The sequence below is a fragment of the Candidatus Berkiella cookevillensis genome (assembly GCF_001431315.2).
In the GTDB taxonomy this organism is placed as follows: Bacteria; Pseudomonadota; Gammaproteobacteria; order Berkiellales; family Berkiellaceae; genus Berkiella_A; species Berkiella_A cookevillensis.
This window is the reverse complement of record NZ_LKHV02000001.1, coordinates 454,238-478,159: the sequence shown is the minus strand read 5'-3', so window position 1 is coordinate 478,159 and position 23,922 is coordinate 454,238. Positions and strand designations below refer to the sequence as shown.

The 23,922-nt window shown below is 34.3% G+C and carries 20 protein-coding genes; 15 read left to right on the top strand and 5 right to left on the bottom strand.

The window, feature by feature from the left end:
- Position 1 precedes the first annotated feature (1 nt).
- Positions 2 to 1,291 (bottom strand): DegT/DnrJ/EryC1/StrS family aminotransferase, encoded by a 1,290-nt coding sequence (locus CC99x_RS02085; RefSeq protein ID WP_057623702.1) that lies wholly within the window; start codon positions 1,289 to 1,291, stop codon positions 2 to 4.
- 75 nt (positions 1,292 to 1,366) lie between these two features.
- Positions 1,367 to 3,157 (bottom strand): ATP-binding cassette domain-containing protein, encoded by a 1,791-nt coding sequence (locus CC99x_RS02080; RefSeq protein WP_057623700.1) that lies wholly within the window; start codon positions 3,155 to 3,157, stop codon positions 1,367 to 1,369.
- A 261-nt stretch (positions 3,158 to 3,418) separates the two neighbouring features.
- Here CC99x_RS02080 and asnB point away from each other — a divergent pair, with 261 nt between their 5' ends.
- The 14 genes from asnB (at position 3,419) to CC99x_RS02010 (ending at position 20,013) form a co-directional block, all read left to right on the top strand.
- Positions 3,419 to 5,299: an asparagine synthase (glutamine-hydrolyzing) gene (gene asnB, locus CC99x_RS02075; protein ID WP_259596550.1), complete on the top strand. Its 1,881-nt coding sequence runs from the start codon at positions 3,419 to 3,421 to the stop codon at positions 5,297 to 5,299.
- Complete coding sequence (locus CC99x_RS02070; RefSeq protein WP_057623697.1) at positions 5,274 to 5,978, top strand: N-acetylneuraminate synthase family protein; 705 nt, start codon at positions 5,274 to 5,276, stop codon at positions 5,976 to 5,978. Before asnB ends, CC99x_RS02070 begins: the two co-directional genes overlap by 26 nt.
- 10 nt (positions 5,979 to 5,988) lie before the next feature.
- A complete protein-coding gene (locus CC99x_RS02065; RefSeq protein WP_057623695.1) occupies positions 5,989 to 7,362 on the top strand; it encodes a glycosyltransferase in 1,374 nt (457 codons plus the stop codon).
- Positions 7,346 to 8,068, top strand: a complete 723-nt coding sequence (locus CC99x_RS02060; protein WP_083477286.1) for a cytidylyltransferase domain-containing protein — start codon at positions 7,346 to 7,348, stop codon at positions 8,066 to 8,068. Before CC99x_RS02065 ends, CC99x_RS02060 begins: the two co-directional genes overlap by 17 nt.
- Entirely contained in the window at positions 8,038 to 9,084 is a 1,047-nt protein-coding gene (locus CC99x_RS02055) for a methyltransferase domain-containing protein (protein ID WP_057623693.1), read from the top strand. The genes CC99x_RS02060 and CC99x_RS02055 overlap by 31 nt, the downstream gene beginning before the upstream one ends.
- The gene (hisH, locus tag CC99x_RS02050; RefSeq protein ID WP_057623692.1) at positions 9,081 to 9,704 is read left to right on the top strand and encodes an imidazole glycerol phosphate synthase subunit HisH; all 624 of its coding nucleotides are present in this window, start codon (positions 9,081 to 9,083) and stop codon (positions 9,702 to 9,704) included. The genes CC99x_RS02055 and hisH overlap by 4 nt, the downstream gene beginning before the upstream one ends.
- Positions 9,698 to 10,450, top strand: a complete 753-nt coding sequence (gene hisF / locus CC99x_RS02045) for an imidazole glycerol phosphate synthase subunit HisF (protein WP_057623690.1) — start codon at positions 9,698 to 9,700, stop codon at positions 10,448 to 10,450. Before hisH ends, hisF begins: the two co-directional genes overlap by 7 nt.
- 179 nt (positions 10,451 to 10,629) lie before the next feature.
- Positions 10,630 to 13,587, top strand: coding sequence for a PEP-utilizing enzyme (locus CC99x_RS02040; protein WP_057623687.1), 2,958 nt, complete (start codon positions 10,630 to 10,632; stop codon positions 13,585 to 13,587).
- Positions 13,584 to 14,228: a gamma-glutamyl-gamma-aminobutyrate hydrolase family protein gene (locus CC99x_RS02035; RefSeq protein WP_057623685.1), complete on the top strand. Its 645-nt coding sequence runs from the start codon at positions 13,584 to 13,586 to the stop codon at positions 14,226 to 14,228. The genes CC99x_RS02040 and CC99x_RS02035 overlap by 4 nt, the downstream gene beginning before the upstream one ends.
- Complete coding sequence (locus CC99x_RS02030; RefSeq protein WP_057623683.1) at positions 14,225 to 14,998, top strand: phosphocholine cytidylyltransferase family protein; 774 nt, start codon at positions 14,225 to 14,227, stop codon at positions 14,996 to 14,998. Before CC99x_RS02035 ends, CC99x_RS02030 begins: the two co-directional genes overlap by 4 nt.
- Before the next feature lie 2 nt (positions 14,999 to 15,000).
- Complete coding sequence (locus CC99x_RS02025) at positions 15,001 to 15,546, top strand: GNAT family N-acetyltransferase (protein WP_057623681.1); 546 nt, start codon at positions 15,001 to 15,003, stop codon at positions 15,544 to 15,546.
- Positions 15,547 to 15,845: 299 nt separating this feature from the next.
- Complete coding sequence (locus tag CC99x_RS02020) at positions 15,846 to 16,616, top strand: class I SAM-dependent methyltransferase (RefSeq protein WP_158003193.1); 771 nt, start codon at positions 15,846 to 15,848, stop codon at positions 16,614 to 16,616.
- A 101-nt stretch (positions 16,617 to 16,717) separates the two neighbouring features.
- Positions 16,718 to 18,082, top strand: coding sequence for a sulfotransferase (locus CC99x_RS02015; protein WP_057623677.1), 1,365 nt, complete (start codon positions 16,718 to 16,720; stop codon positions 18,080 to 18,082).
- Positions 18,083 to 18,087: 5 nt separating this feature from the next.
- Positions 18,088 to 20,013, top strand: coding sequence for a hypothetical protein (locus tag CC99x_RS02010; RefSeq protein WP_057623675.1), 1,926 nt, complete (start codon positions 18,088 to 18,090; stop codon positions 20,011 to 20,013).
- A gap of 8 nt (positions 20,014 to 20,021) precedes the next feature.
- Here CC99x_RS02010 and CC99x_RS02005 read toward each other — a convergent pair whose 3' ends face one another.
- Positions 20,022 to 20,891, bottom strand: a complete 870-nt coding sequence (locus CC99x_RS02005; RefSeq protein ID WP_057623673.1) for a methyltransferase domain-containing protein — start codon at positions 20,889 to 20,891, stop codon at positions 20,022 to 20,024.
- Between the two features lie 81 nt (positions 20,892 to 20,972).
- On the opposite strand from CC99x_RS02005, the gene CC99x_RS02000 reads away from it, so the two are divergent.
- Positions 20,973 to 21,470, top strand: a complete 498-nt coding sequence (locus CC99x_RS02000; RefSeq protein WP_057623671.1) for an adenylyl-sulfate kinase — start codon at positions 20,973 to 20,975, stop codon at positions 21,468 to 21,470.
- 33 nt (positions 21,471 to 21,503) lie between these two features.
- On the opposite strand, the gene CC99x_RS01995 is transcribed toward CC99x_RS02000, so the two are convergent.
- Positions 21,504 to 22,877, bottom strand: coding sequence for a hypothetical protein (locus CC99x_RS01995; RefSeq protein WP_057623669.1), 1,374 nt, complete (start codon positions 22,875 to 22,877; stop codon positions 21,504 to 21,506).
- A gap of 13 nt (positions 22,878 to 22,890) precedes the next feature.
- The gene (locus tag CC99x_RS01990; RefSeq protein ID WP_057623667.1) at positions 22,891 to 23,892 is read right to left on the bottom strand and encodes a GDP-L-fucose synthase family protein; all 1,002 of its coding nucleotides are present in this window, start codon (positions 23,890 to 23,892) and stop codon (positions 22,891 to 22,893) included.
- Positions 23,893 to 23,922: the final 30 nt, after the last annotated feature.

Below are 23,922 nucleotides of genomic sequence, written 5' to 3'. Positions count from 1 at the left end.
TTTAATGCTCATACTCTAATTCAGTAGATTTTTTTAACTCAGGTAATGCTTCATATACTTTATAGAAAGTATTAATAATATTGTTTAAAACATGTTTATTTACATCCCAGCTTACTGGTTGAAATTGAAATAACTCTTTAAAATGAAGCCTTTCTACCACATCACACTGATTGTCTTTATAGGTTCTATCTGATAATGAAAAAGGAAAGCCATTTTTCCCTATTGCCATTCTCTTTTGAAAGGTAGGGAGTCTATACAATGGTTTTACGTAGCCTTGAGCAATAGGAAGCCCTTCAGCTAATAATGCTTTACAGAACAAATCTCGACTGATCCCCATGACATCTCTATCAAAACGACAAGACCACATAAAATAAACATGTGAACAATTCTCTCGTATGCTTGGTGTTTTAATGCCAGGTAAGTCTTTGATTCCTTCAGATAAGCCCTCTCCCATCTCCATCACACGTTGAGTCAAATCATCCAATTTAGACAGTTGAACTTGCGCAATAGCAGCATGAATTTCTGACAGTCTAAAATTATAACCAATGATATTTGTGAGATCCTGCACCCCTATCCATTCACTCGCATTTTCGCCATGATTACGAATAAGTTGTAGTTTTTTAGCAAGATCATCATCATTTGTAACAACAATGCCCCCCTCACCCACATTCAAATGTTTGTGTACATTTAAACTAAATACACCTATATGCCCAATCGTTCCAGAAAATTTATTATTTTCTTCCGCCAAAATTGCTTGCGCATTATCTTCTATTAAATAAATACCATGCTTATCTGCTATTTTTCTTAAGACAGCCAGCTCTGCTGGATGACCAAATAAGTTCACTGCCATGATTGCCTTTGTTTTAGCTGTGATCGCTTGCTCAACTAAAACAGGATCGATACAAAAATGTTCATCTTCAATATCAACAAAAACAGGAATTGCTCCATAAAAAAGTGGCGCGATAACTGTTGCAGACATTGTATAAGGAGGCACAATCACTTCATCTCCTGGACTGATACCAATTGCTCCCATTGCAGCAATCAGTCCAGATGTAGCAGAATTTACAGAAACAGAATGCTCTACTTGAAAGCGCTCGCACCAAGTTTTTTCAAGATTTTTGACTTCTATACCACCATAGAATTTATCACTTGGGCTACCAAGATATCCCGACAAGCACCCAGATTGAATAACACGAGTTGCAGCAGCAATATCATCATCGTTTAAAGAAATAAATGGTTTTATTGTATCTTGTATGAGAGGTGTTCCGCCCAATATTGCTAATTTTTTCATAGTCTGCATTCCCATATTATGGTTCTATTTGCAATTACACTAAAAAGCTTGCTTACTGACAATCAATCTAAAAATTTATACATTAATCATTTTTTGAAAAATAGCTGATGTTGACTCCAGCTCATCATATGTACCTTCACCAGCAATCTTCCCATCTTCAAACAAGAAAATATTGTCACAGGATTTCACAGTTACTAAACGATGCGCTATCATGACAATCGTAATTTTTTTTCTTAAATTGATTATTTCATCTAGTACGCCTTTTTCTGTGATTGTATCTAATGCGCTTGTCGCTTCATCAAATATTAAAATCTCTGGCTGATGGTAAAGTGCTCTAGCAATCCCAATTCTTTGTCGTTGTCCACCACTCAATCGAATTCCTTTTTCACCAACTACGGTATTATAACCTTCTGGTAAACTTGAGATGTATTCATGTATGTTAGCTAATTTTGCAGCATTTTGTACGGCCTCAAAACTAATCATATCGTCTTGCAAACCAAAAGCGATATTCTTAGTAATCGTATCATCTACCAGAAAGATACTCTGTGGAACATAGCCAATAATACTTTGCAGGCTCTTGATGTTATGGTTTTCCAGCCGTTGGCCATCCACAACTAAATGACCAGAATGTGGTCTTAATAACCCTATTAGAATGTACGCTAAAGTACTTTTACCAGAACCTGTTTTTCCAACAAATCCAACCAATGTATTCATTTTAATCTTGAGAGAGATATTTTTGATCGCAGGTGAGCTACATGTAGGATAAAAATATTGGATTTTTTCTAATGCTATTTCATTTCTTATGGTCAGCGATTTTTGAACAATACTACTAGCAATCGTTTCTCTATTATCCATGTTATTCAGCTGTTGCGCTAATATATCTAACGCGGAATAATTGTAACGCGCCAAAGATAAACCAGAAAAAATCTGTTGTAGGGCTGGCATCAAGCGATAACCAGAAAAGGCATATAAAGCCAAAAGCGGTATCGTTTCACTGACATTCTTATTGAAGCCTGTTAGATATAATACAATCAAGATCACCCCCCCAAAAGCAATGGCTTCTAGCATATAACGCGCTGCTTGTGGTGCATTTTGTTGCTTAGCTTCGATCTCGGCCAATACGCATGAATAGTTTTCAAAATGATTTAAAAAATAATCTTCTTTATTACCTAATTTGATTTCTTTAATACCGTCAAAGGATTCACCAATTATTTTATATCTCTTGGCATGCAGCAGAGAAGATTGCTTTCCCCATGAGCTCAAACGCCCCTTAATAAATAAATAAATAAAGCAATATATGCTCCCCAATAGTAAAGTAATCGTTATAGCAAGCAAAGGATCTATATAAAACAACATTGCCAAGATAAATAAAGAAACGATACTCTTAACTAACATTTGCATGACAGGAACCAAAAGCCCTGTTACAAAACGATTTACCTCATGCAAAATATTTTTGGTAAGCTCTGTTGAGTGATTAACAATAAAGAACTCATAATTTTTTTCTAAATAATGTTTAAAAAGGCGCTGTGATAGCAATTTTCCTTGTACATAGGAAAATTGAATAGTTTTCCACGTCATATAAGCAGAGAAAGCATTACCAACAACAATCACAAAAAATACTATGACACCTAAAGCTAAAAGAAATATACGCTCATTTTGGAAAGCAAAGCTGTTATACACTGTTTGTAAAATAACATTATTTTGGATAATAGTAGGATCGGTAACCAAGACCATGAAGGGCATAATAGAAGCAATGACAAAAACTTCAATTACTGCCATCAAAAAGACACCACAGAGAAGAAAAGCTATTTTTTTCTTCTCTTCTTTGGAAAAGAGCTTGAGTGCGTTTTTTAACAATCCAAACACAAGTAACTAACTCCCACATATCCTATTGTCGCAATCATATATTTGCATGCTATGCCTATCTAAAATGGCAAACACAAAAAAAGCAAAGGATACCACCTTTTATTAAGATTGTGGGATTACGGCTGAAACATAATTATAGCTAACAAACTATTCAATCAATATTAGTCAGGATAAAAACAAATAAATTCTATGTTAAGGAAATTTGTTTGCTATTGAGTTAAAATAGCCCCATCTTTTTCTTTACATAGTTGTCTAGTTAGCTTGTGTGGTATAGCAGGATATTATAGCAAGAATGCGTCAGTGAATTCTCTTGACCCCATGTTGAATTCCATTTCACACAGGGGACCAGATGATTTTACTACTTATTTCGATCTGCCTTTTGTCGCAGGTATGCGTCGCTTAGCAATTAACGGCTTGGCAGATGGGCATCAACCTCTTTTTAACGAATCTAAAGATATCGTTCTCTTCTACAATGGTGAGATATATAACTCATCTCAACTTCGAAAAGAACTCATTCGCAAAGGTTACCGTTTTTCTACACATTCAGATGGTGAAGTTATTTGCCACTTGTATGAAGAAAAAGGAATAGAATTATTTCAAGACTTAGATGGTATGTTTGCGGTTGCTCTTTGGATCAAATCTGAAAAGAAACTTATCCTTGCAAGGGATTTTATTGGTGAGAAACCATTGTACTACGCAAAACGCTCTGCTCAAGAACTTGTTTTTGCCTCTGAAATTAAAGCCTTAAAAGCTTGTGCCTCATTAACATTGACACTCAATCAACAAGCTATATGGGATTTTCCCACTTTTTTATGGATCCCAGAGCCTGCAACTATTTATCAAGAAATTCAAGCACTTCCTGCTGGTTCCTTATTAATTGCAGATGAATCAGGCATCAAACTTCAAAGCTACCTCTCAACAAATCATTCCATTGAAATTCCTGATGATTTTACAGCAGAGGAAATATCTAAACACACACAAAATATTATAAAAGAATCTGTTCAATCCCGACTTATGTCTGAAGTACCCTTAGGTTGTTTCTTAAGTGGAGGGCTTGATAGTTCAATTGTGACGACTTTATGCGCCCAACATCTTGAGAATATCAATACTTTTAGTATTGGCTTTGAAGATCTCATTGACCCCTATCATGGGAAAAGCGATGAATCAGAAGATGCTCAATATCTTGCTAACCAATTAGGTACAAAACATCATGCAATTCATGTGACAGCAAAAGACTTCAAAGAATTGCTCCCCTCTTTTTGTCATTATGGCGATCAACCTTTTGCTGTGTCTTCAGGTCTTGGTATCTTGAAGATTGCACAAATGGCAAGAGAGTTGGGTATCAAAGTTTTACTCAGTGGCGATGGTGCAGATGAATTTTTTGGTGGCTATTCTTGGTATCAGTTTATGCAGCAATTGCAATACCAGAATCAAGGCAAGTTAAGTCAAGAAGCAATAACCTCTTTTCAGTCCTTTGGTTTACCACCTTCTGAAAGATTAAAAATAATGAGTCAATACCCATTCTCACAACAAGCATGGGCCTGGCATTATTATGCACATGAAAAAGAAAAATCTATTCTCTTCAGTCAAGAATGGCAACAATCCATAAAGGTAACAACGTCTATTAGGCATTTTTCTGCACTTGATGGATTAAATACCTCTCATTTCCCAATGGCTTTTTTAGAAAACGATCGGCAATTTTATTTTCCTAATGAGATGCTAACAAAAGTGGATCGTATGTGTATGGCATACTCTATTGAATCAAGAGTGCCTTTTGCATCTAAAAAAGTAACAGACTGGGCACGTAGTATCCCCTATGAAATTTTGCTGCATTCTGGCACACTCAAATGGCCGCTCAGAGATGCCTTTAAAGAATTAATTCCAGATGAGGTACTAAAACGCCCTAAGCATGGCTTTAATGTGCCTATTGATCATTGGCTTAAAAATGAATGGAAAGATTTATACCAACACACTTTCTCTCATCAATCTGCTCTCTTTAAATATGGTTTTATTACACAAGAAGCAGAAAAGCATGCAACTCGCATGCTAAATGATGCTCAGAAACTAAATGGTCACACTCTATTTTGTTACATAATGTTAAATATGTGGTTAGAAAATGAATACAATCGAAATTATTGCTGAGATAGGACAAAATCATAACGGTGACATGGAATTAGCTAAACAGCTAATTCGTCATGCAAAACAAGCAGGCGCAGGTGTCGCTAAGTTTCAGTTGTACGATGCAAAAAAATTATTCCCCAAAGAAAACAACCCATGGTATGACTACAACCTTTCGACAGAACTCTCTAGGGAAAATTTATATACCCTTGCAGATGAATGTAATGCTGTTGGCATTGAATTTATGGCCTCTGTTTTTGATATAGAACGCATTGAATGGCTTGAAGCTATTGAAGTAAAACGCTATAAAATAGCTTCAAGAAGTATCTTTGATGCAGAATTAATTTCAAGCCTAATTCAAACTCAAAAACCTATTATTGCTTCTCTTGGGCATTGGAAAGAAGATAATTTTCCGGTAATCAATGCAAAAAAAATTGACTACTTGTACTGTGTTTCTAAATATCCAACTGAATTAGGCGATCTAAAACTAAATACCATTGATTTTAAAAAATATAGTGGTTTTAGTGATCATACGATTGGCATCTCTGCAAGCCAAATTGCCATGGCAAAAGGTGCTTTTATCATTGAAAAACATTTTACCAGCGACAAAACTATGCACGGTCCAGATCATTCATGCAGCATGGACATTAATGAATTGAAACAGTTGTGTCATTTCCGTGATGATTTATTAGCGTCTTTATAAGGTTGTTAACATGACTGCTCCAAAAATAACCGTTTATATGCCTTCTCATAACTATGGCAGATATTTGTCTGAAGCAATTGAGAGTGTTTTAAAGCAGACAATGCAAGATTGGGAATTGCTGCTCATTAATGACAACTCTAGTGATAATACGCAAGAGATTATGCAATATTATGCAAATCATCCCAAAATCAAAATTTTCCAAACACCTGGTATTGGCTTACCCAGCGTTTGTAATTTTGCACTAAAACATGCACAAGGAGAATATATCATTCGCTTAGATGCTGATGATATTTTTGAAGAAAATATTTTATTAGTATTGTCTCATTACTTAGATATTCATCCCGAAGTAGCGCTTGTTTTTCCAGACTATTACTTATTTGATGAGAATGGTGAAATCTATGCACATGAACAACGCAAGAAAATATACACCGCCAATCATTTAGTAGATATTCCTCCTCATGGTGCATGCACCATGGTTAGATCTGAAGCAATACAAAATGTAAATGGTTATAGAGAAGATCTGGGCATGCAGGATGGATTTGATCTATGGACCAAAATTTCTACTTCTTATAAATGTGCAAACATTAATCTACCATTATTTTATTATAGAAGACATGGCAATAACCTTACGACAAATGTAAAACGTATTTTTAATGCAAGACAACAAATTAAAAAAGACTCTGCATTAGAGAAATTAAAGCAACTCAAACCTGTTATTGCTGTTATTCCTATTAGAGAACACTATGATTTCAGACACAATCTTTGGCAAGAGGAAATCAATGGTAAGAGCTTATTAACTCGAGACATTGAAGTCTGTCTTGGATCTTCACATATAGATTATGTTGTTGTAACAAGTGATACAACAGCACCATTATATACATTAGAAGAATTTGACGACCCAAGATTGAAATTCATTCATAGAGAACATGCTAGCACACTAAGAACGGCAAGCATTGTGCCAACGCTAGAAAGAATTGCAAAAGAATTCGATCCTATGCTCAACGGCCTCACTATTTTGAGATATATTCAAAGTCCTTTTGTTTCTAGTAATACGCTTGAAGAAGCAATATGCCATCTTGCTTATTCTGATGCTGATAGTGCATGTGGTGTTCAAGTAATAGAAAGCACTTTGTTCAAACGTAGTCAATATGGTCTTATTCCATTAAATGAGAAAAAAGAATTTTATTCAGATTTTGACATTATTTATAAAGATTCAAGAACCTGTCTTGCCACAAAAAATTCTAATTTAATCAAAGGCACTCTTACTGGCCCTTCTATTGCATATTTTGAAGTCTCAACAGCAGAATGTTTCTTCATGTCTTCAGAAAGAGATCTCAAAATTGCAAATATGCTTGAGGAAAAAAGCTATGACAACGTCAACTAATATGGCTGTCATCGTAGCTGCGCGCATGGGTTCTTCTCGATTACCCGGTAAAGCCATGCTACCTCTTTTAGAGCGTCCTATGTTGGAGCTACTCTTAACACGCTTAAAAGACAATAAATATGGTTTACCCATCATTTTGGCAACAACCTCATTGCCAGAAGACGAAATATTGTGTGAAATTGCAGAAAAACAAGATTGTCTCTGGTTCAAAGGCAACCCACATGATCTTGTGCATCGTTATATTGAATGTGCAAAGCACTTTCAAATAGATCGTATTATTCGAGTAACCGCAGATTGCCCTTTTGTTGATGGGTCTACCTTAGACTACTTCTTAGATGCAACTTTCTCTTCCTTTTCAACTGGATTCTCTTTAGCAACGACCAAAGGGAAATTTCCTGTTGGCATCGATTTTGAATTATTTGAAAGAAATTCTCTGGAAAAACTTCATCAAAGCGACTGTTTGACACCAGAACATCGTGAGCACTTAACACTTTATTTCTATCATCATCAAAATGAGTATCCTATAAAAGTTATTTCCCCACCTGAAAGCTGGAAAAGTAATCCTAGCTCTTTTACAATTGATACTTTAGAGGACTACAATAAGGCAATTGTTCTTACAAAGAACTTTAAAACGCCACATTTTAGTGTGTATAACCTAATTAATAATGGAATATCATGCGATTTAAATATTCCAAACCCAGCATAGATATCTCAACTGAGTATACGGGACTCGCGAAAATAGATAAATCTATACGCGATGGTCAATACAAAGCTGTAGATTACTTAAAACAAGAACCACTTCGTTCAAAGTGTTTGCTCTGCACACAAACGCTTACACAGGCAGATATATTCTCGCATCGAAGTTTAGATTATTTTTTATGCAATCAATGTCATCATATACAATCAAAACATTTACCAACATCACTGTATCCTTCAGATACACCTGATGGACTTAGCTTTTTAGATGTATACCCTGAATTAACAACTGAACAATTCCAATCTCGCCAAAGCAGAATATACCAACCGAAATTCAATTGGATATTAGAGTCACTGTTAGAGTATGGCTTTACAATAGATGAAATACAACAAAAAAGCTGGCTAGAATTAGGTTCTGGTGCCGGATATTTTCTTGCTTGCTTGAAAGATTTTGCTATTAAACAATTTAATGGTCTTGAAAGAAATGAAGATCTATGTGGTATTGCTAATAGATATTTGCAAGGTCGTCATGCCCATCCCCATACAACGTCACTTGCCTCTGCTGTAGAAAGCTGGCCAGCTGATATCTATGCCGCATTCTTTGTATTAGAACATGTTCAAGATGCGCATTTATTTTTTAATGCACTCAAAGCATCTAAGCCAGGAACTATTTTTGCTTTTGCCATTCCAATGTTCAGTTTATCAACGCTGTTAGAAACTGCTTTTGAGACTCATGCAGGCAGGAATCTAGATAATGCGCTTCATGTGCAACTTTATACAGAAGACTCTCTTAACTATGCATTAAAAATAGCTGGTTTTAAAGTAATAAATCAGTGGCTATTCGGTCAAGATGTTGGTGATTTGCGCAGATTGTTGAGCATACAGCTAGAAAATAATTACCCAAAATATCTTGCAAGTATTATGGATAATAAATTGAATGCATTACTTGATACAATGCAAGCAAACGTCGATCAAATTCACTTCTGTGACTCAAGGCACATTCTCTGTATTAAGGAGCCTGTATGACAAGAAGTATCGGTCTTATTGGATGTGCGACAAGTAACATAGGCTCTGTTTCTCATGCTGTTGAATTTTTGGGTTTTACTCCTGTTATTATCCAACAAGAAGCGCAAATCAAACACTGCTCTCATCTGATTCTACCAGGTGTGGGTAGCTTTTATTCAGGAATGCAATATTTAGCAAATGCCAAATTATTAGAACCCTTTATTAAAGCTTTTCATGCAGGCACACCTATACTTGGCATCTGCTTAGGTATGCAACTTTTTGCACAAAAGAGTGATGAGTTTGGAGAGCATATTGGGTTAAACTTAATATCCAATCACGTAAAAAAAATTAACCAAGCGAACACTACTCTAAAATTACCTCATGTTGGCTGGAATAATGTTATTCATAATGAGAAATCATTACTTTTCAAAAATATCCCACAAAGTGTATATTTTTACTTTACACATTCTTTTGCATACTCAAATGAAAACACAAGCTATACAACATCAACTACGCAATATCATGCAACCTCAATCATCTCTAGTATAGAGCATGAAAATTTATTTGGCGTTCAATTCCATCCCGAAAAAAGCCAACAGTTTGGTCTAACTTTATTAAGAAATTTTTTAACTTTATGCTAACTAAAAGAATCATTCCTGTACTTCTATTAAAAAATGGCCACTTAGTAAGAAGTCAATATTTTAATTTCCATCAGATAATTGGCAACCCTTTGATACAGCTTGAGCGCTATAATGCATGGGATCTTGATGAACTGATCTATTTAGATATTAGTCCTGAAGCTAATCATCAAACACTTGAAATATTGAGGTTAATTGCAAAAAAATGCTTTATGCCTCTTACCTTTGGTGGTGGTATCAAGTCTTTGCACGATATAGAGCAACGATTAAATTTAGGTGCAGATAAGATTACAATTAATACTCAAGCTGTTTTAAATCCTGAACTCATCACAAAAGCAGCACATGAATTTGGCCAACAAGCAATTATTGTAAGCATTGATATAAAATGCCATTCAAACGGCATTTACGAAGTTTATACACATGGTGGACGTGTTGCATCAAAACTTTGCCCTTTTCACTGGGCTAAAGAAGCTCAAGATCGAGGGGCAGGTGAAATAATTGTACAATCAATTGATAAAGATGGCAGCACACTTGGTTATGATACATCTGTTATTAATGAAATTGCTCAAACAACGTCTATCCCAGTGATTGCTTGCAGCGGGGCAAGCAATGCTGAAGATATTGCAAATATACTCACACAAACAGACGTATCAGCTGCTGCTGCTGCAAACTTATTTTTATTTCAAGAATTAAGCTATTGGAACACTAAACAAGCATTAATCGATAAAAATATAAATATTAGAAGCTGACTCAAAAATAGTAATTTTTCGTTCAGCCAAGGCGCAGATTCTTTGAGCAGCGCAGTTTACACAGATGTAAATGAGCAGCACAAAAGGAGCTGTAACGAAGGATCAACGAAAAATGGCATTTTTGAGATAGCTTCTAGATTTAAAGAAAATTCGGAATTATATCTCAGCTAGGGAAAACAATGACAACTAAAGCAATTATAATAGAGGCCGGCCAACATACTCGTTCTTTAGATACGCGCTCCAGTCATCCTAAAGCACTTGATGTAGAAAAACACTCAAATAAACCTGTTTTAGAATGGATCGTTTCTTCTCTTAGACAGCATCATATTCATGATATTACATACATCGGCAATTACCATATTGAAAAAGTAATTCAAAAATTTCCTAAGATCAATTATATCTATTACACCCCACAAGATGCTAAAAACGAAATTGAGGCATTAAAGTTATTTGAAAATTCTCAAAACGATAATATATTTGTTATTCGCTCTGATATGATCATTTTACCCTCTGCCTTCAATCTAGATACAGAAAATAAAATTTGCTTGTTTTATACATCGCCAATAGTCACGCATGAAAACCTTGCCATGCTTTATGTCCCCAGTGACCAATACCAACAGTTTAGTCAAATTACAAATAACAACAAAATGTCTAGTCTGCATGAAATCAACAATATTCCACAAGATAGTATTTTGATTTCGCATAAAATTTTAGAAAAAAATGCAGCCTCTATATCAAATAGGCTTTTGTTGTCTCAAGTTGTTTTTCAAGGTAAAGGAAAAACGCTTGAAAATATGGCACCACTCCTACAAAAATCAATTGTCTTAGAACAAATACGTTTTAGCTATCAAGCTTGGTCTGAAAATCCAAATAAAATTATTGAGAATATACAAAAAAAATATCCCTGCACAAATGTAGTTGTAAGAAGTAACACAAGCACTGAAGATAATATAGAAAGTTCTCATGCAGGGGCATTTCTTTCTATTTTAGATGTTTTTACAAAAGACAGCGATACCGTGCAATACGCAATTGAACAAGTAATAGAAAGCTACAGCAAAAACGATAGAATATGTTTGCCACAAGATGAAATATTAGTACAAGCACAAGTAGAAAACATTAAAGCAAGTGGCGTTATTCTCACAAGAGAGCCGAGAACAGGCTCTCCCTACTTTGTTTTGTCACTTGATACAAAAAGTGGCCGTAGTGACTTAGTCACAGCTGGATCTACGGAACATATTGAAAACTATTATATCGCATGGAAATCACAAAATTCATTCTGCAATCCATACGTTGAACAGATCACAGAAGTTGCAAAGGAATTACTCACGATTGCGCCAATCGATTCGTTGGATATTGAATTCTGTATTGATGCTGAAAACAAAATTTACTTACTACAAGTAAGACCTCTTATTATAAAAAATAAGCCTACGTTTCAAGATAGTGAAATTCTTGATAATCTAGTTGAGATAAAAAATCTGCTTCATGCTAAATTTGAAAAAAATCCATATCTTTCAGGTCATCACACTGTGTTTGGGATCATGCCTGATTGGAACCCCGCAGAAATGATAGGGCTTACACCTAAACCTTTAGCTTTTTCTCTTTATCAAAAACTGATTGGCAATCAAGCCTGGGCTCTTGCTCGCTCAGTATTGGGATACAAAGAAATAGATGAACCGCTTATACACTCTTTTGATGGTGCTCCCTATATAGATGTCCGTGCGAGCATCAATTCTTTATTGCCTAGAGATCTGACTGCACACATTGAAACAGCTTGGAACGATTGGTGTATTGAGCAACTCAGAGAGAATCCTTTTTTACATGATAAGGTTGAATTTGATATCTATATCACCTGCTTATCACCTAATTGGTCTAAATATGAAGCAAGATTAAACAAAGCTCTTACAGATAAAAAAGATGTGCTTCATTTTCACAACGAAGTCCATAGGCTTACAAATCACATATTCAAAAATTATCAATCTATACTTGAAACGCAATCTTTAAAATTACAAGCTCTGTCGAATAATATCGAAAAATATATTTCATCTTCGACACATACACATTGTGGGAACATCCGAAAATTAATAAATCATATTATTAGTGATGGTATCGTACCATTTGCTATACTTGCGCGCTTGGCATTTATCAGTATGAGTTATTTAAAAGATTTTGTTGAACTCAAAGTTTTCGATGAAACTACTAAAAATAATTTTCTAAATGCAATTCCAACAATTGCCTCGAAACTAACCAATGATCTTAGATTATTTCAAAAGAAAAAAATATCTTTAGAATCACTACTTTCTGACTATGGCCACTTAAGACCTAATTCATACGAAATTACCTCTGATAATTATGCCGCAAATCCTAACTTATATCTGCAATCTCATACAAATGGTATGCATGAATCTATCTCCTCATCAAATATTGATGGGAAGAATATTTTAGAGCCGTATCTTTCAACGATTGATGTACTACTTTCTGATCTAAGATTAGAGATAAATGCTTCTCAATTAATCCATTTTATAACATCCACAATTACTATGAGAGAATACGCAAAATTTGAATTTATGAAAGGTGTAAACAAAATACTTACATTGATAGAAGCTTGGGGCTCTACAATTGGACTTAATAAAGAACAATTATCCTACTTACACATTGATGATATCTTGCGCTTTGAAACAGATTCTTTACCTACAGCAAATGTCAATCATTTAAACAAAACAATTTCTTTTCATAAAAAGAAACATAGTATGCTTTGTAGTTATTTATTGCCAGAACTCATCACAAAACCTGAAGATGTTTTTTTATTCAAATTAGGCGCATGGAAACCCAATTTTGTTACTTTGAATACTGTGATTGCAGACGTAGTTTATCTCAAAGATTCAGATAGTATTTCTGAACTCAAAAATAAAATTGTCTGTATAGAAGCAGCAGATCCTGGTTATGACTGGATCTTTAATCATAATATTGCGGGTCTTGTCACTGCTTTTGGTGGCGTTGCTTCACATATGGCTATTCGAGCAGCAGAATTTAATTTACCGGCTGCAATCGGCTGTGGCATAGAAAAATTCAATGAAGTTAAGAACGCTAAAAAGCTACATTTAAATTGCGCTGATCAAATTCTAAAGGTCATAAAGTGAAAATTCTTGTAACAATGCGAAGTGCCAATGCGGTTGAATATGATGAGCCAAGACAAGCTATTAGCATTGATTGGCTTTCATTGCTGCAAGCATTTGGTATTGTTCCGATATTAGTACCTTTTGGATTGCAAAATTATGATGCATATTTCAAATTAAATCCTTCTGGGCTTCTACTTACAGGCGGAGATAGTGTCGGTTCACTCGCAACAGAACCTATGGGATCTCAACCTACAAGCAGAGATCTCGCTGAATTTACGATAATGAAACAAGCGATTACAAATCGTATCCCTATTTTAGGCGTTTGCCGTGGCATGCAGATTATTAATGCTTATTTTGGTGGGAGCTTATGTCGCTCATTAGAGATGAATCATCTCAAAGCTCACGATATTATTTTTCAAAAAGATGTTTTTAAATATAAAACTCATGATCGAATCACTGTGAATAGCTTTCATAACCATGGTATTTACCCAAAACAACTTGCCAAAGAATTCACGGTTATTGCATCTTCAAATGATGGTTGTATTGAATATATGGAACATAAAAATTTAGCAATCACAGGAATACACTGGCACCCTGAACGACTTAATGAAGCAGCGAAACAACTTGATACTCATATCATTACTCACAGGTTTAATCTATGAAATTAATTATACTTGCTGCAGGCCAAGGTACACGCCTTCAGCCTCTAACCAATAATAAGCCAAAATGCTTAACCCCTATCTTGAACAAACCTATTATTGAATGGCAAATTGAAACAGCACATGCTGCAAATATTAGAGATATTATCGTAGTCGGTGGCTATAAAATTGAACAACTCGAAAAATACCCAATAACGCTTATTTGTAATGAAAATTTTATGACCACTAATATGGTATATTCATTGTTATGCGCAAAAGATCATTTCAATGATGATATTATTATTTCTTATGGTGATATTATTTATACAAATCAAATATTGCAAAAACTTATATCTTCCTCCCACGATCTAGCTATTACGATTGATTTGTTATGGCAATCTTATTGGGAACAACGCTTTGAAGATCCTTTGTCCGATGCGGAGAGCTTAGAATTATTTTACGATGGCAGAATCAAAGAAATTGGCCAAAAAGCTCAAAATATATCTGATATACAAGGCCAATATATTGGTTTATGCTTATTTAGGAAAAAAGCTATCCATAGTCTCCTACAAACATACAACGATCTTTCTGAGAATGATACAAAACTCAATGGTCGAAGTGCAGGAAACTATTTTATGACTGATTTATTGCAGGAAATGATTCGAAGAAATATCGCACTTCATTCGTTCCCTATTAACCGTGGCTGGTATGAAATAGACAGCTTGTCTGATCTAGCAGTCGCAGAAGCCTCTCTCCAAAAAAACAATATTCTTCAACATGAGTCTAATTTTTAAATATGACAATAGAAGCGCATTTTACTCCGACAATCCACCATCCAAAACTCTCGCTGGTTGCTTTTGACAAATCCCACCTTTGTCAAAGATATGTTGATTGGTTAAATTTAAAAGAAAATGTACAGTTTAGTGAGCTTCGTCATAAAACACATACACTGGAAAGCTGCACGAACTATTTCCACTCAATGCAATCAGGAAAACACTATTTTTGGGCAATTATGCATCAAAGTAGTGGACAACACATTGGGAATCTAAGCGCATACATTGATCCCCATAATTTGATCGCTGACCTAGCCATATTAATTGGTGAGCCTGAGTACAAAGGCAAAGGATATGGACTACTCGCCTGGATCCTCGCAATGGATTATTTATTGGTTAAAAAACAATTCCGAAAGATAACGGCTGGAACAATGTCTATTAATACCCCTATGCTACAAATCTTTAAAAAATCAGACATGCGCATTGAGGCTGTACGTCAATCTCATTATCTTTGGAATAGTAAAGCTGTAGATATTGTTCTTGCAGCGAAGTTTAACCCTATATTATAACGACCATTTACTCTCCACTTTTGAAGAATTTTATTAATTTATAGAAAATTTATATGATACCTGTATGTACATTAGAAATAATAAAATTTTAACAACAAATTTTATTATTTCTAAGCCACATAGTATAATAACTTCATATGTTACTAACTATGTTTTACTAATAACTTTTTATTCCAAAATTATAATAGATAAAGCAAATTACTTTTACTTAATCAATAAAGAATAAAGGAAATTTTATGCAAGTGGTCGGCAAGGATATTTCAGCAGAAGAAAGATGGACGCAGATCGCAGAAACATATTTGAAAAATGTTTCTGGCCCATATCATGCCCATCGAAAAACTGTAATAAAAAGCTTATACAAAGATTTAGATCTTTCAGGAAAAACAGTGCTAGATTTTGGATGTGGTGAAGGAAACATACTAAAAGATCTCTTTGCTTTTAATATCACAAAAGCCTATGGCATAGATATTAATGATGAATTGCTAAATTATGCAAAACAAAATTTAAACAAGTTAAGTAACATAGAGCTACTAAAAGGTAATGTTGATCACTTAAAAAAAATAGAAAGCGAATCTATTGACTTAGCTCTAGCTCTTAATGTGATCGGCTATTTCAGTAACAGCGATGAAAACCTATTCTATAAAGAAATAAATAGAGTGCTTAGAAAAAATGGCACATTGATCGTTTGTCATTCTAATCAGCTATTTGATTTATACACCTTTAATAGACATACCGTTAATTTTTTTGAAAAATACTTTGATACTGATGCAAGAAAAATAGAAGCACTTATAACTAATCCACAAGCCCCCCAAAAAATAAGCGCGAATATAAGAGAAAATCCCCTATCCTACAAGTTTAAAATGAATAATTTTGGCTTTGTAGAAGAAAAACAAGCTTTTGCTAATTACCATGAAATGCCACCTCTTTTAATGGAAGAGCGACTCTTTATCAAAGATATAAATGATAGAGTATATCAAGATACAACTAATTGGCCGGATGAAGAAAAATGGAAATTATTCTTCCAATGTAGCATGTTTGCATCCCGCCTCAGATTAGAACAAAAATTGTAAAAATTTCTTATCACAAGAAAGCCCTATGCAAGCATAGAGCTTTCTTGTCTCGGATATTTCATTGAAATTTTAGCCATATATCGATTTTATATAAATAATTTATGTTAAAAATAGAAAATATTAATAAATACTTGAGTGATATTAATCTGGCATGTGTTATTGATCATTCTGGCAGAGCGGGCAACGCTTTTTTTCTGACTATTTTTGATCAACACCCAGAAATCATTGCATGCCCGCTGATGCACTACACTTATTCCTATATAATCACACACTTCGAAAAAAATAATATCCCTACAAATGAAGCCCACAAATTTCTGACAGAAATAAGCTACTTTCGATTACTTTATGCACTAGATAATCCAGAAAATAAAACACTTACTTATAGAATGGGTATGGATGATTCTGTCATTATTCAAGCGGAAAAAATTAGAAATTACACAGATGCATTTTTCAGATCAAGGGATACAATTACAAGAAAAGAACTTGCTATACTGCCTTTTATTATCTATGCATTAGCACATAATAAAGACATAAGCCAAGCAAAATATGTCCTAATAAGTGACGCCATTAGTTTAAGATCTGAAAATGTAAATACAGGTTATAGTGGAAAAGTAATAGATACTATCATCGAAGATTTTCCCAAGGCAAAACTTATTAATCTTGTGAGAGATCCTCGAGCTACCTTTGCATCTCCCCGACATCAATTTGTTAATTGGCTTGGTAATATGTACGCCTTAAAACCTGGTAATTTTTGGGCTAGAATGAAAGATCTATGGACAAGAAATTTAACCATGGATAATACTTGCGTATACCTTTTTTGGTTGCTTTATCTTGCACAAAGTGCAAGAGCCGTTACAAGAAAGAAAGCACAATTTAAAGATAATTTTATTAGTGTGCGCAATGAAGATTTAAATAAAGATTTCTTAGCAACTGCTACTATGATTTGTGATTGGCTCAATACTTCTATAGATCAACGTTGGGAAAATAAAGACTTTCAACCAACAATCTTAGGAAAAACTTGGCACGGAACAGGTGCTTACAACAATCGATACCAAACCATTACAAATGGCCGTCTACAAAATGAACCAGATACAATTTCAAAAAGAATTGCAGGCCCCAATACACATGTCACTCAACGATGGCAGAAAGAATTAAATAAAAGAGAAATCCGTTTGCTTGAACGCTTATTTAAAGAAGAATTACAATTTTACAATTATCCAATCATTTATGACAATCAATCCGATTCTGATAAAAAGAATTATCTATTATCAGCCCTGTTACCTTTTGAAGGTGAGTTGCCTACTATGAGGTGGCTAATCAATGGAACACGTGAATCAATAAAAGAAGGTATTAATCGCTTTTATTATTGTGCTACGTTCATCCCTTTCTATTTATCTTCCAGGGTTATTCTCTACACCTATGTATTCCGAAGAAATTTCTTCAAGAATATTTATGAGGCAAAATAAATAGTATGTCTATAAAAAAAATCAGAATTATCTTGGGTAAGATAAAACAATATTCACAATTACCCTTCAAAAAATTATATGTAATTAAAAATAATAATAGAAATGCTATAAAACCTGCAGGTTTATCCTCTAAAAAGCCTATAACAGTTTTCTGGTCAATTGACGCTGGGTTAAAATATCATTTTATTACCCACTGCGTCTTAGCCAAGATACTAAACTGCCTAGGATATGAGACACTACTCATACGTTGTCACAAAAATCTGGAGCGTTGTACTGTCTTAGATGCAGTGGATGCAAAACCAAGAATCAATTTTTTACAAAGAGAAATGATATGTGCGAGCTGCACAAAATCATCTATTGATTATGCATCACAATACAATCTGAAAATTTTAAATATTCAAGAATTGATTCCACAAAAAATCTTAGCGTCTATATCAAAAAAGATTGATAGCTTACCTGATGTTACCAATTTCATTTATGATGACATAAACTTTGGTCAAATCGCATTTGGTGAAGTATTCAGAATAAGAAAACTCTATGACACGCAATTATCTCCTGAAGAAATTCAACATACAAAAGCCCATATTCTAGGAAGTATTACTAATTATTTGGCATTCGAAGCATTAAAAACTAGAGCAAAAATTAACCGTGTTATTTACTTTGGCGATTATGGAAATGTATTAGGCATCATAGCATCAGCACAAAAATCTACTATCCCAATCACAAATATTTCTCATGCGCTTATTAATAATGTGAGACGAAATAAAATAATTTTTGGTGGCGCACTTTCCACAAGATATCAATTTGATAAGCTCGCTCAATGGAATAAACGAAAAAATATTGCATTGACAACAGAAGAAGTCAAGAATATTGGAGATGACTTGCTCAATAGAATCTCTAAAGGTGGTTTTACTATATATTCCCCACTTAAATCAACGACCTCTAATCGACTTTATTCAGAACTCAATATTGACCCTACAAAAAAATTACTTGTTGCTTTTACAAGTAGCTTAGATGAAGCACAAGCCACTATCTTCCAATATGCTGGCCTTAACGTGCCTTCATTACCAATGGATAATCCTTTCACTGATCAGATTGAATGGATAAACGAACTTATAGCATACACAGAGAAACATAAAGACATACAATTGGTTGTGCGCATTCATCCGCGAGAAGGAAGTGATGGTTTTAAAAATAAACCTTCTAAGCATTTGCTACAACTTCAATCTGCATTTTCTCATGTCTCAGGACAAGTAAAGTTTATTTGGCCAAGTGACACTATCTCAAGCTATGATTTAGCAGAGCTTGCCCATCTAATACTTATCAGTTGGACATCAGTTGGTATTGAAATGGCGCGGTTTGGTGCGCCTGTGCTTGCTGCTTTCCAACACTGCCCTTACCCCAAGGATGATGTTATTCTTTGGGCTAATACTAAAGAAGATTATTTCAAAAAAGTTCAATTATATTTAAATGCTCCTCAATGTTCTATAACTAGAATCATGTACGCATTCCGTTGGTTCAATCTTGTTCGACTTGGTTCAACTGTTGATATCAGTGACATGGATCCTAACTGTGATTTTACAACCTTACCAAAATTTAAAATGCCTGCAAGGGCAAAAGATATAGAAACAGTACTTATAAAACATAAGAACATTCTAGATATCAACTACGACCATAAAGTGCAAGATTTTGATGCTGAGACGACAGCCATCAAAAATTTTTTGAAAAAGGCAATATGGTATATGTTTACGGGCGAACAACGGAATGATGAACTAAAACTGCTTGTATCAAACCAATATCCTCAAATTAAAAATGAAGAATATAGTGCGGTGATTGAATATAACGACAATAATAAAGTAAAAATGCATACTCCAAGCACTGTCATTGAAAAGATATCACCGCTTATCTCTCGAATGGCTTCTTTATTATAAATTTACACTTAAGATGTTTTCTGAAAACATTTCTTCGCAACTACAATAAATTGTGAGCCTAAAAACATGCCTTGCCATTGCTTGCCATATTTTTCCTGTAATTGCGCATAATTAATCTCTAAATTTTTCTCCATGAATTTTGGTGGAAAAGGATGAATATAAGTATAATTAATAGAAGTTATTTCAAAACCAGCTTGTCGATACAATTCTGATATCGTAAGAGGATTATCAAAATCCTTTCGCAAATTGCTATTAATACTTATCGCTGAAGCCATATTTGGATATGTTTCTAATACATCTGCTTTGAGTTTTTTCTTATCTGTCTCTGAACGCTCTGCATACAAACGATCTATCATAAAATGTATCGTACCTTCATTCATGGCAAAAATATTAAAAAGATCATTGCGATGAACAATAATAATTGTGCTATCTTCAGCTGTAAGACGATTAATTTGTGCAAGAAAGTCTAATTTATTTTGGTAGTACCATATTACACCATTGGCAATAACCAAACTAAATCTCTTATCTGATTCATATTTAAAAATGTCAGCATATTGCACACAACGTGGATCATGATTCGCTTTTTCTAGAATTTTTTTGGCCGTGCCAATCATTTCACTAGACAGATCAATACCATAGGCATCCATTTTTTTTGATTTTAGTTCTTTAACCAAATTACCAACACCACAGCCCACATCTAACACACTTCCCGATTTATAATGTTCTAAAATTAAAGAAAATATAAAATCTTCTCTGGGCTTTTCATAGGGATCAAAATTTTGATAATCCGGAGATTTATCTAGATGATAACTGTTGATATCGCACTGAATCCTCTTCTTATCATTAAAGTGTTCTTTAATTTTATCTAGATTTTCCACTCTACTCTCCTTTAGCAAAATTTTATTACTTTTTACAAATATTATATGATAATAAACTATTTTAACATCTATGAGGAATATATGGTTATCTGGCTCATTGGTTTATCAGGTGCGGGGAAAACTACTATTGGAGAAGCGCTAGCAAATCGATTGAAAAAAACTCAGAAAAACACCGTTTTCTTAGATGGCGACACTATTCGACATATCGTTGGAGATAATTTAGGATATAGCTTAGAAGAAAGAAGACTAAGTGGCTGGAGAATTTGCAGATTCTGCGAACACCTTGATAAAGAAGGTTTGAACGTTGTGTGCAGCGTTATCTCACTTTTTACTGAGCATAGAGATTGGAATCGGAAAAATTATTCAGCATATTTTGAAGTATACATCAAAGTGCCATTACCTGAATTATATCAAAGAAATCAAAAAGGTATTTATAGTGGCTTTCTAGAGAAAAAAATTTCTAATGTCGCGGGATTAGACCTACCTTTTGAAGAACCAGAAGCAGATCTCATTATTGAAAATAAAGCTCCATTTGTTTCTCCAGATATTCATGCAGAAACCATCCTGAATCTCTTATGATAGAAGAAGCTATTCTATCATTATGAGTTCGCTTTAAGCAGCCTGATATTTTATATTCAATAAATCTTCATGTTCTGATGTTAAGCTGATCAAATTTGCATTCACAGCTAAAGCATTAAAAGGTAAAACTATTTTTATAAATGTATCTTGTAACACCTGGATAGTCATTTTTATATCTTTAGTAATGCCATCAAACTGTGCCTCCAAATCTCCCATGCCTAAATAAGCGAAGTTACCGCACTGAGTTCGATGCAAATCAAATCTCTTCTGATTTAAAATACAAAAATTAACATGAGCGCCAAATAAAATGATCCATGGTATCTCTGGCAGTACTACTTCCTGAACTATAGCTGACTTGGCTTCCCAGTCAATGGAGAGAGGAACTCTACCAAAAAAAATAAGGCAAAAATCTAACACTTCTTGAGGAAAAGAATTATGCCAACCCAAAGTCAATTGACCTTGTGGAGGAATGATTACAGTGATAATGTTTTTTAGTTGTGATAAGAATGGTAGTGGTTGCTGATAAATTTTCTTACCAATTTCACGATAAGATTTTTTCCACTCATAATCCTCTGCAAATAATTCAAGATCTTGCGAAGATTCTATTCTTGCCTTTAGAAAAATTCTAGAAAAATCATTCTTTTCAGGTTCTTTTTGATAAATTAATTGTGTTGGCGTTATACGATAGTTATCCATTAGATCTTCAGTCATCTTTAAGAAGAAATGCTTCCTCTTAATGATAGGTATCTGATCAAATACATAATAACCAGCGCCGCTGAGTAGTTGAAATATAAGCCCATGAGAATATATTTGATCTAGCTCATCATAGCCACAAAATATTTTTTGATCAGGGTCAACATAAAGTATTTTATGATTTTTACGCTCTCTCAAGGCATAAACATGCATAAATTCTCGTTTAAGTGCACAGCTATATTTCAGCTTTATACTATCTTTCTCAAAATAATGTGTTAGAAAACTGTACAGCAATACCCCTAAAGTCACACAATTACCATCGCCATGAAAAAATAAGTAGCGTGATGTGCAGTAAAGTGGGTGATAAAATGAGCTAAATTTACGAAAGTCACCAAGGGGATTACTATGAGATGTGAAATCCACAAAAATATTGAAAGCTTTTTCAAAATTTTTTAACTTATGGATCACATTTTCTTGCAAACGAATTTTGACTACTTGATTAGAAGGATTTTCTAATTCTAGAAAAGATAATCTCTCAAATGGAATTCTCTGCAAAGAATCTATTTCGTTAACAGTGCTAGGCGAGTTAACTAATAATGGTTTCCTTAGTTGCCAAGAATACTCAGAATTTAAAAAACGTTGGTAAAAAATGTCTTTTGACTGCTCTCCAGATCGTAGCCCAACATATTTTAGCAATGCATCAACAATATTCATAAAGTAATACTATTTAACTAATCTCATTGAGAATATTACAATCTGTTTTCTTTTCTTGTTTGTATTGCATATATTCTTGATATGCAATTTTTAAGCCATCTACCAAATTCGTCTTTCTCTGCCACCCCAACATTTGCATCTTCTCAACACACAAAAGCTTACGAGGTGTACCATCAGGCATTGCCGTGTTGTAATTAATCTTGCCCTCAAAGCCAACAACACTGGCAATCACATTAGCTAATTCTGCAATAGTAATATCTTCTCCACACCCCACATTCACAAGTGGTGCTTGTGTTTCTGAGCTTACCAAAGCACTATATTTACTTTCATCTAGGTTCAACAAAAATATACAAGCCTCTGCTAAATCATCGCTATACAAAAACTCTCGTCTAGGTGTACCCGTACCCCATATTTCAACTTCTTCTTTATTGGCGATTTTTGCTTCATGCATTTTGCGAATAAGTGCAGGTATGACATGTGAGCTTTTTAAATCATAGTTGTCACCTGGTCCATACAGATTAGTAGGCATCGCTGCCAAATATTGCGTACCATACTGACGATTGTAAGCCCAACACATTTCTATACCTGCAATTTTAGCAAGTGCATAGGGCCTGTTTGTAGGCTCTAAAGATCCTGACAGCAAATATTCTTCTTTGATCGGTTGAGAACATTCTCGTGGGTAAATGCAAGAAGAGCCTAAGAAAAGTAAGCGTTTTACACCATGTATTTTTGCTTGATGAATCACATTTGATTGAATGTTTAAGTTTTGAGCAATAAAATCTGCTGGATAGTGACTATTAGCATAAATGCCCCCCACTTTTGCAGCCGCTAATACCACATATTCTGGTTTATGGCTTTCAAAAAATTGTGCAACTGCAACCTGATCTGTTAACTCTAACTCTTGATGACTACGCGTTAGAATAGTCTGATAGCTTAATTTTTTGAGTGCTCTTACAATAGCACTTCCCACTAAACCCGTATGTCCAGCTACGTAGATCCTTGCATTTTTTTTCATGTTAATTTTTTGTTGGCTTTCTTAATATTA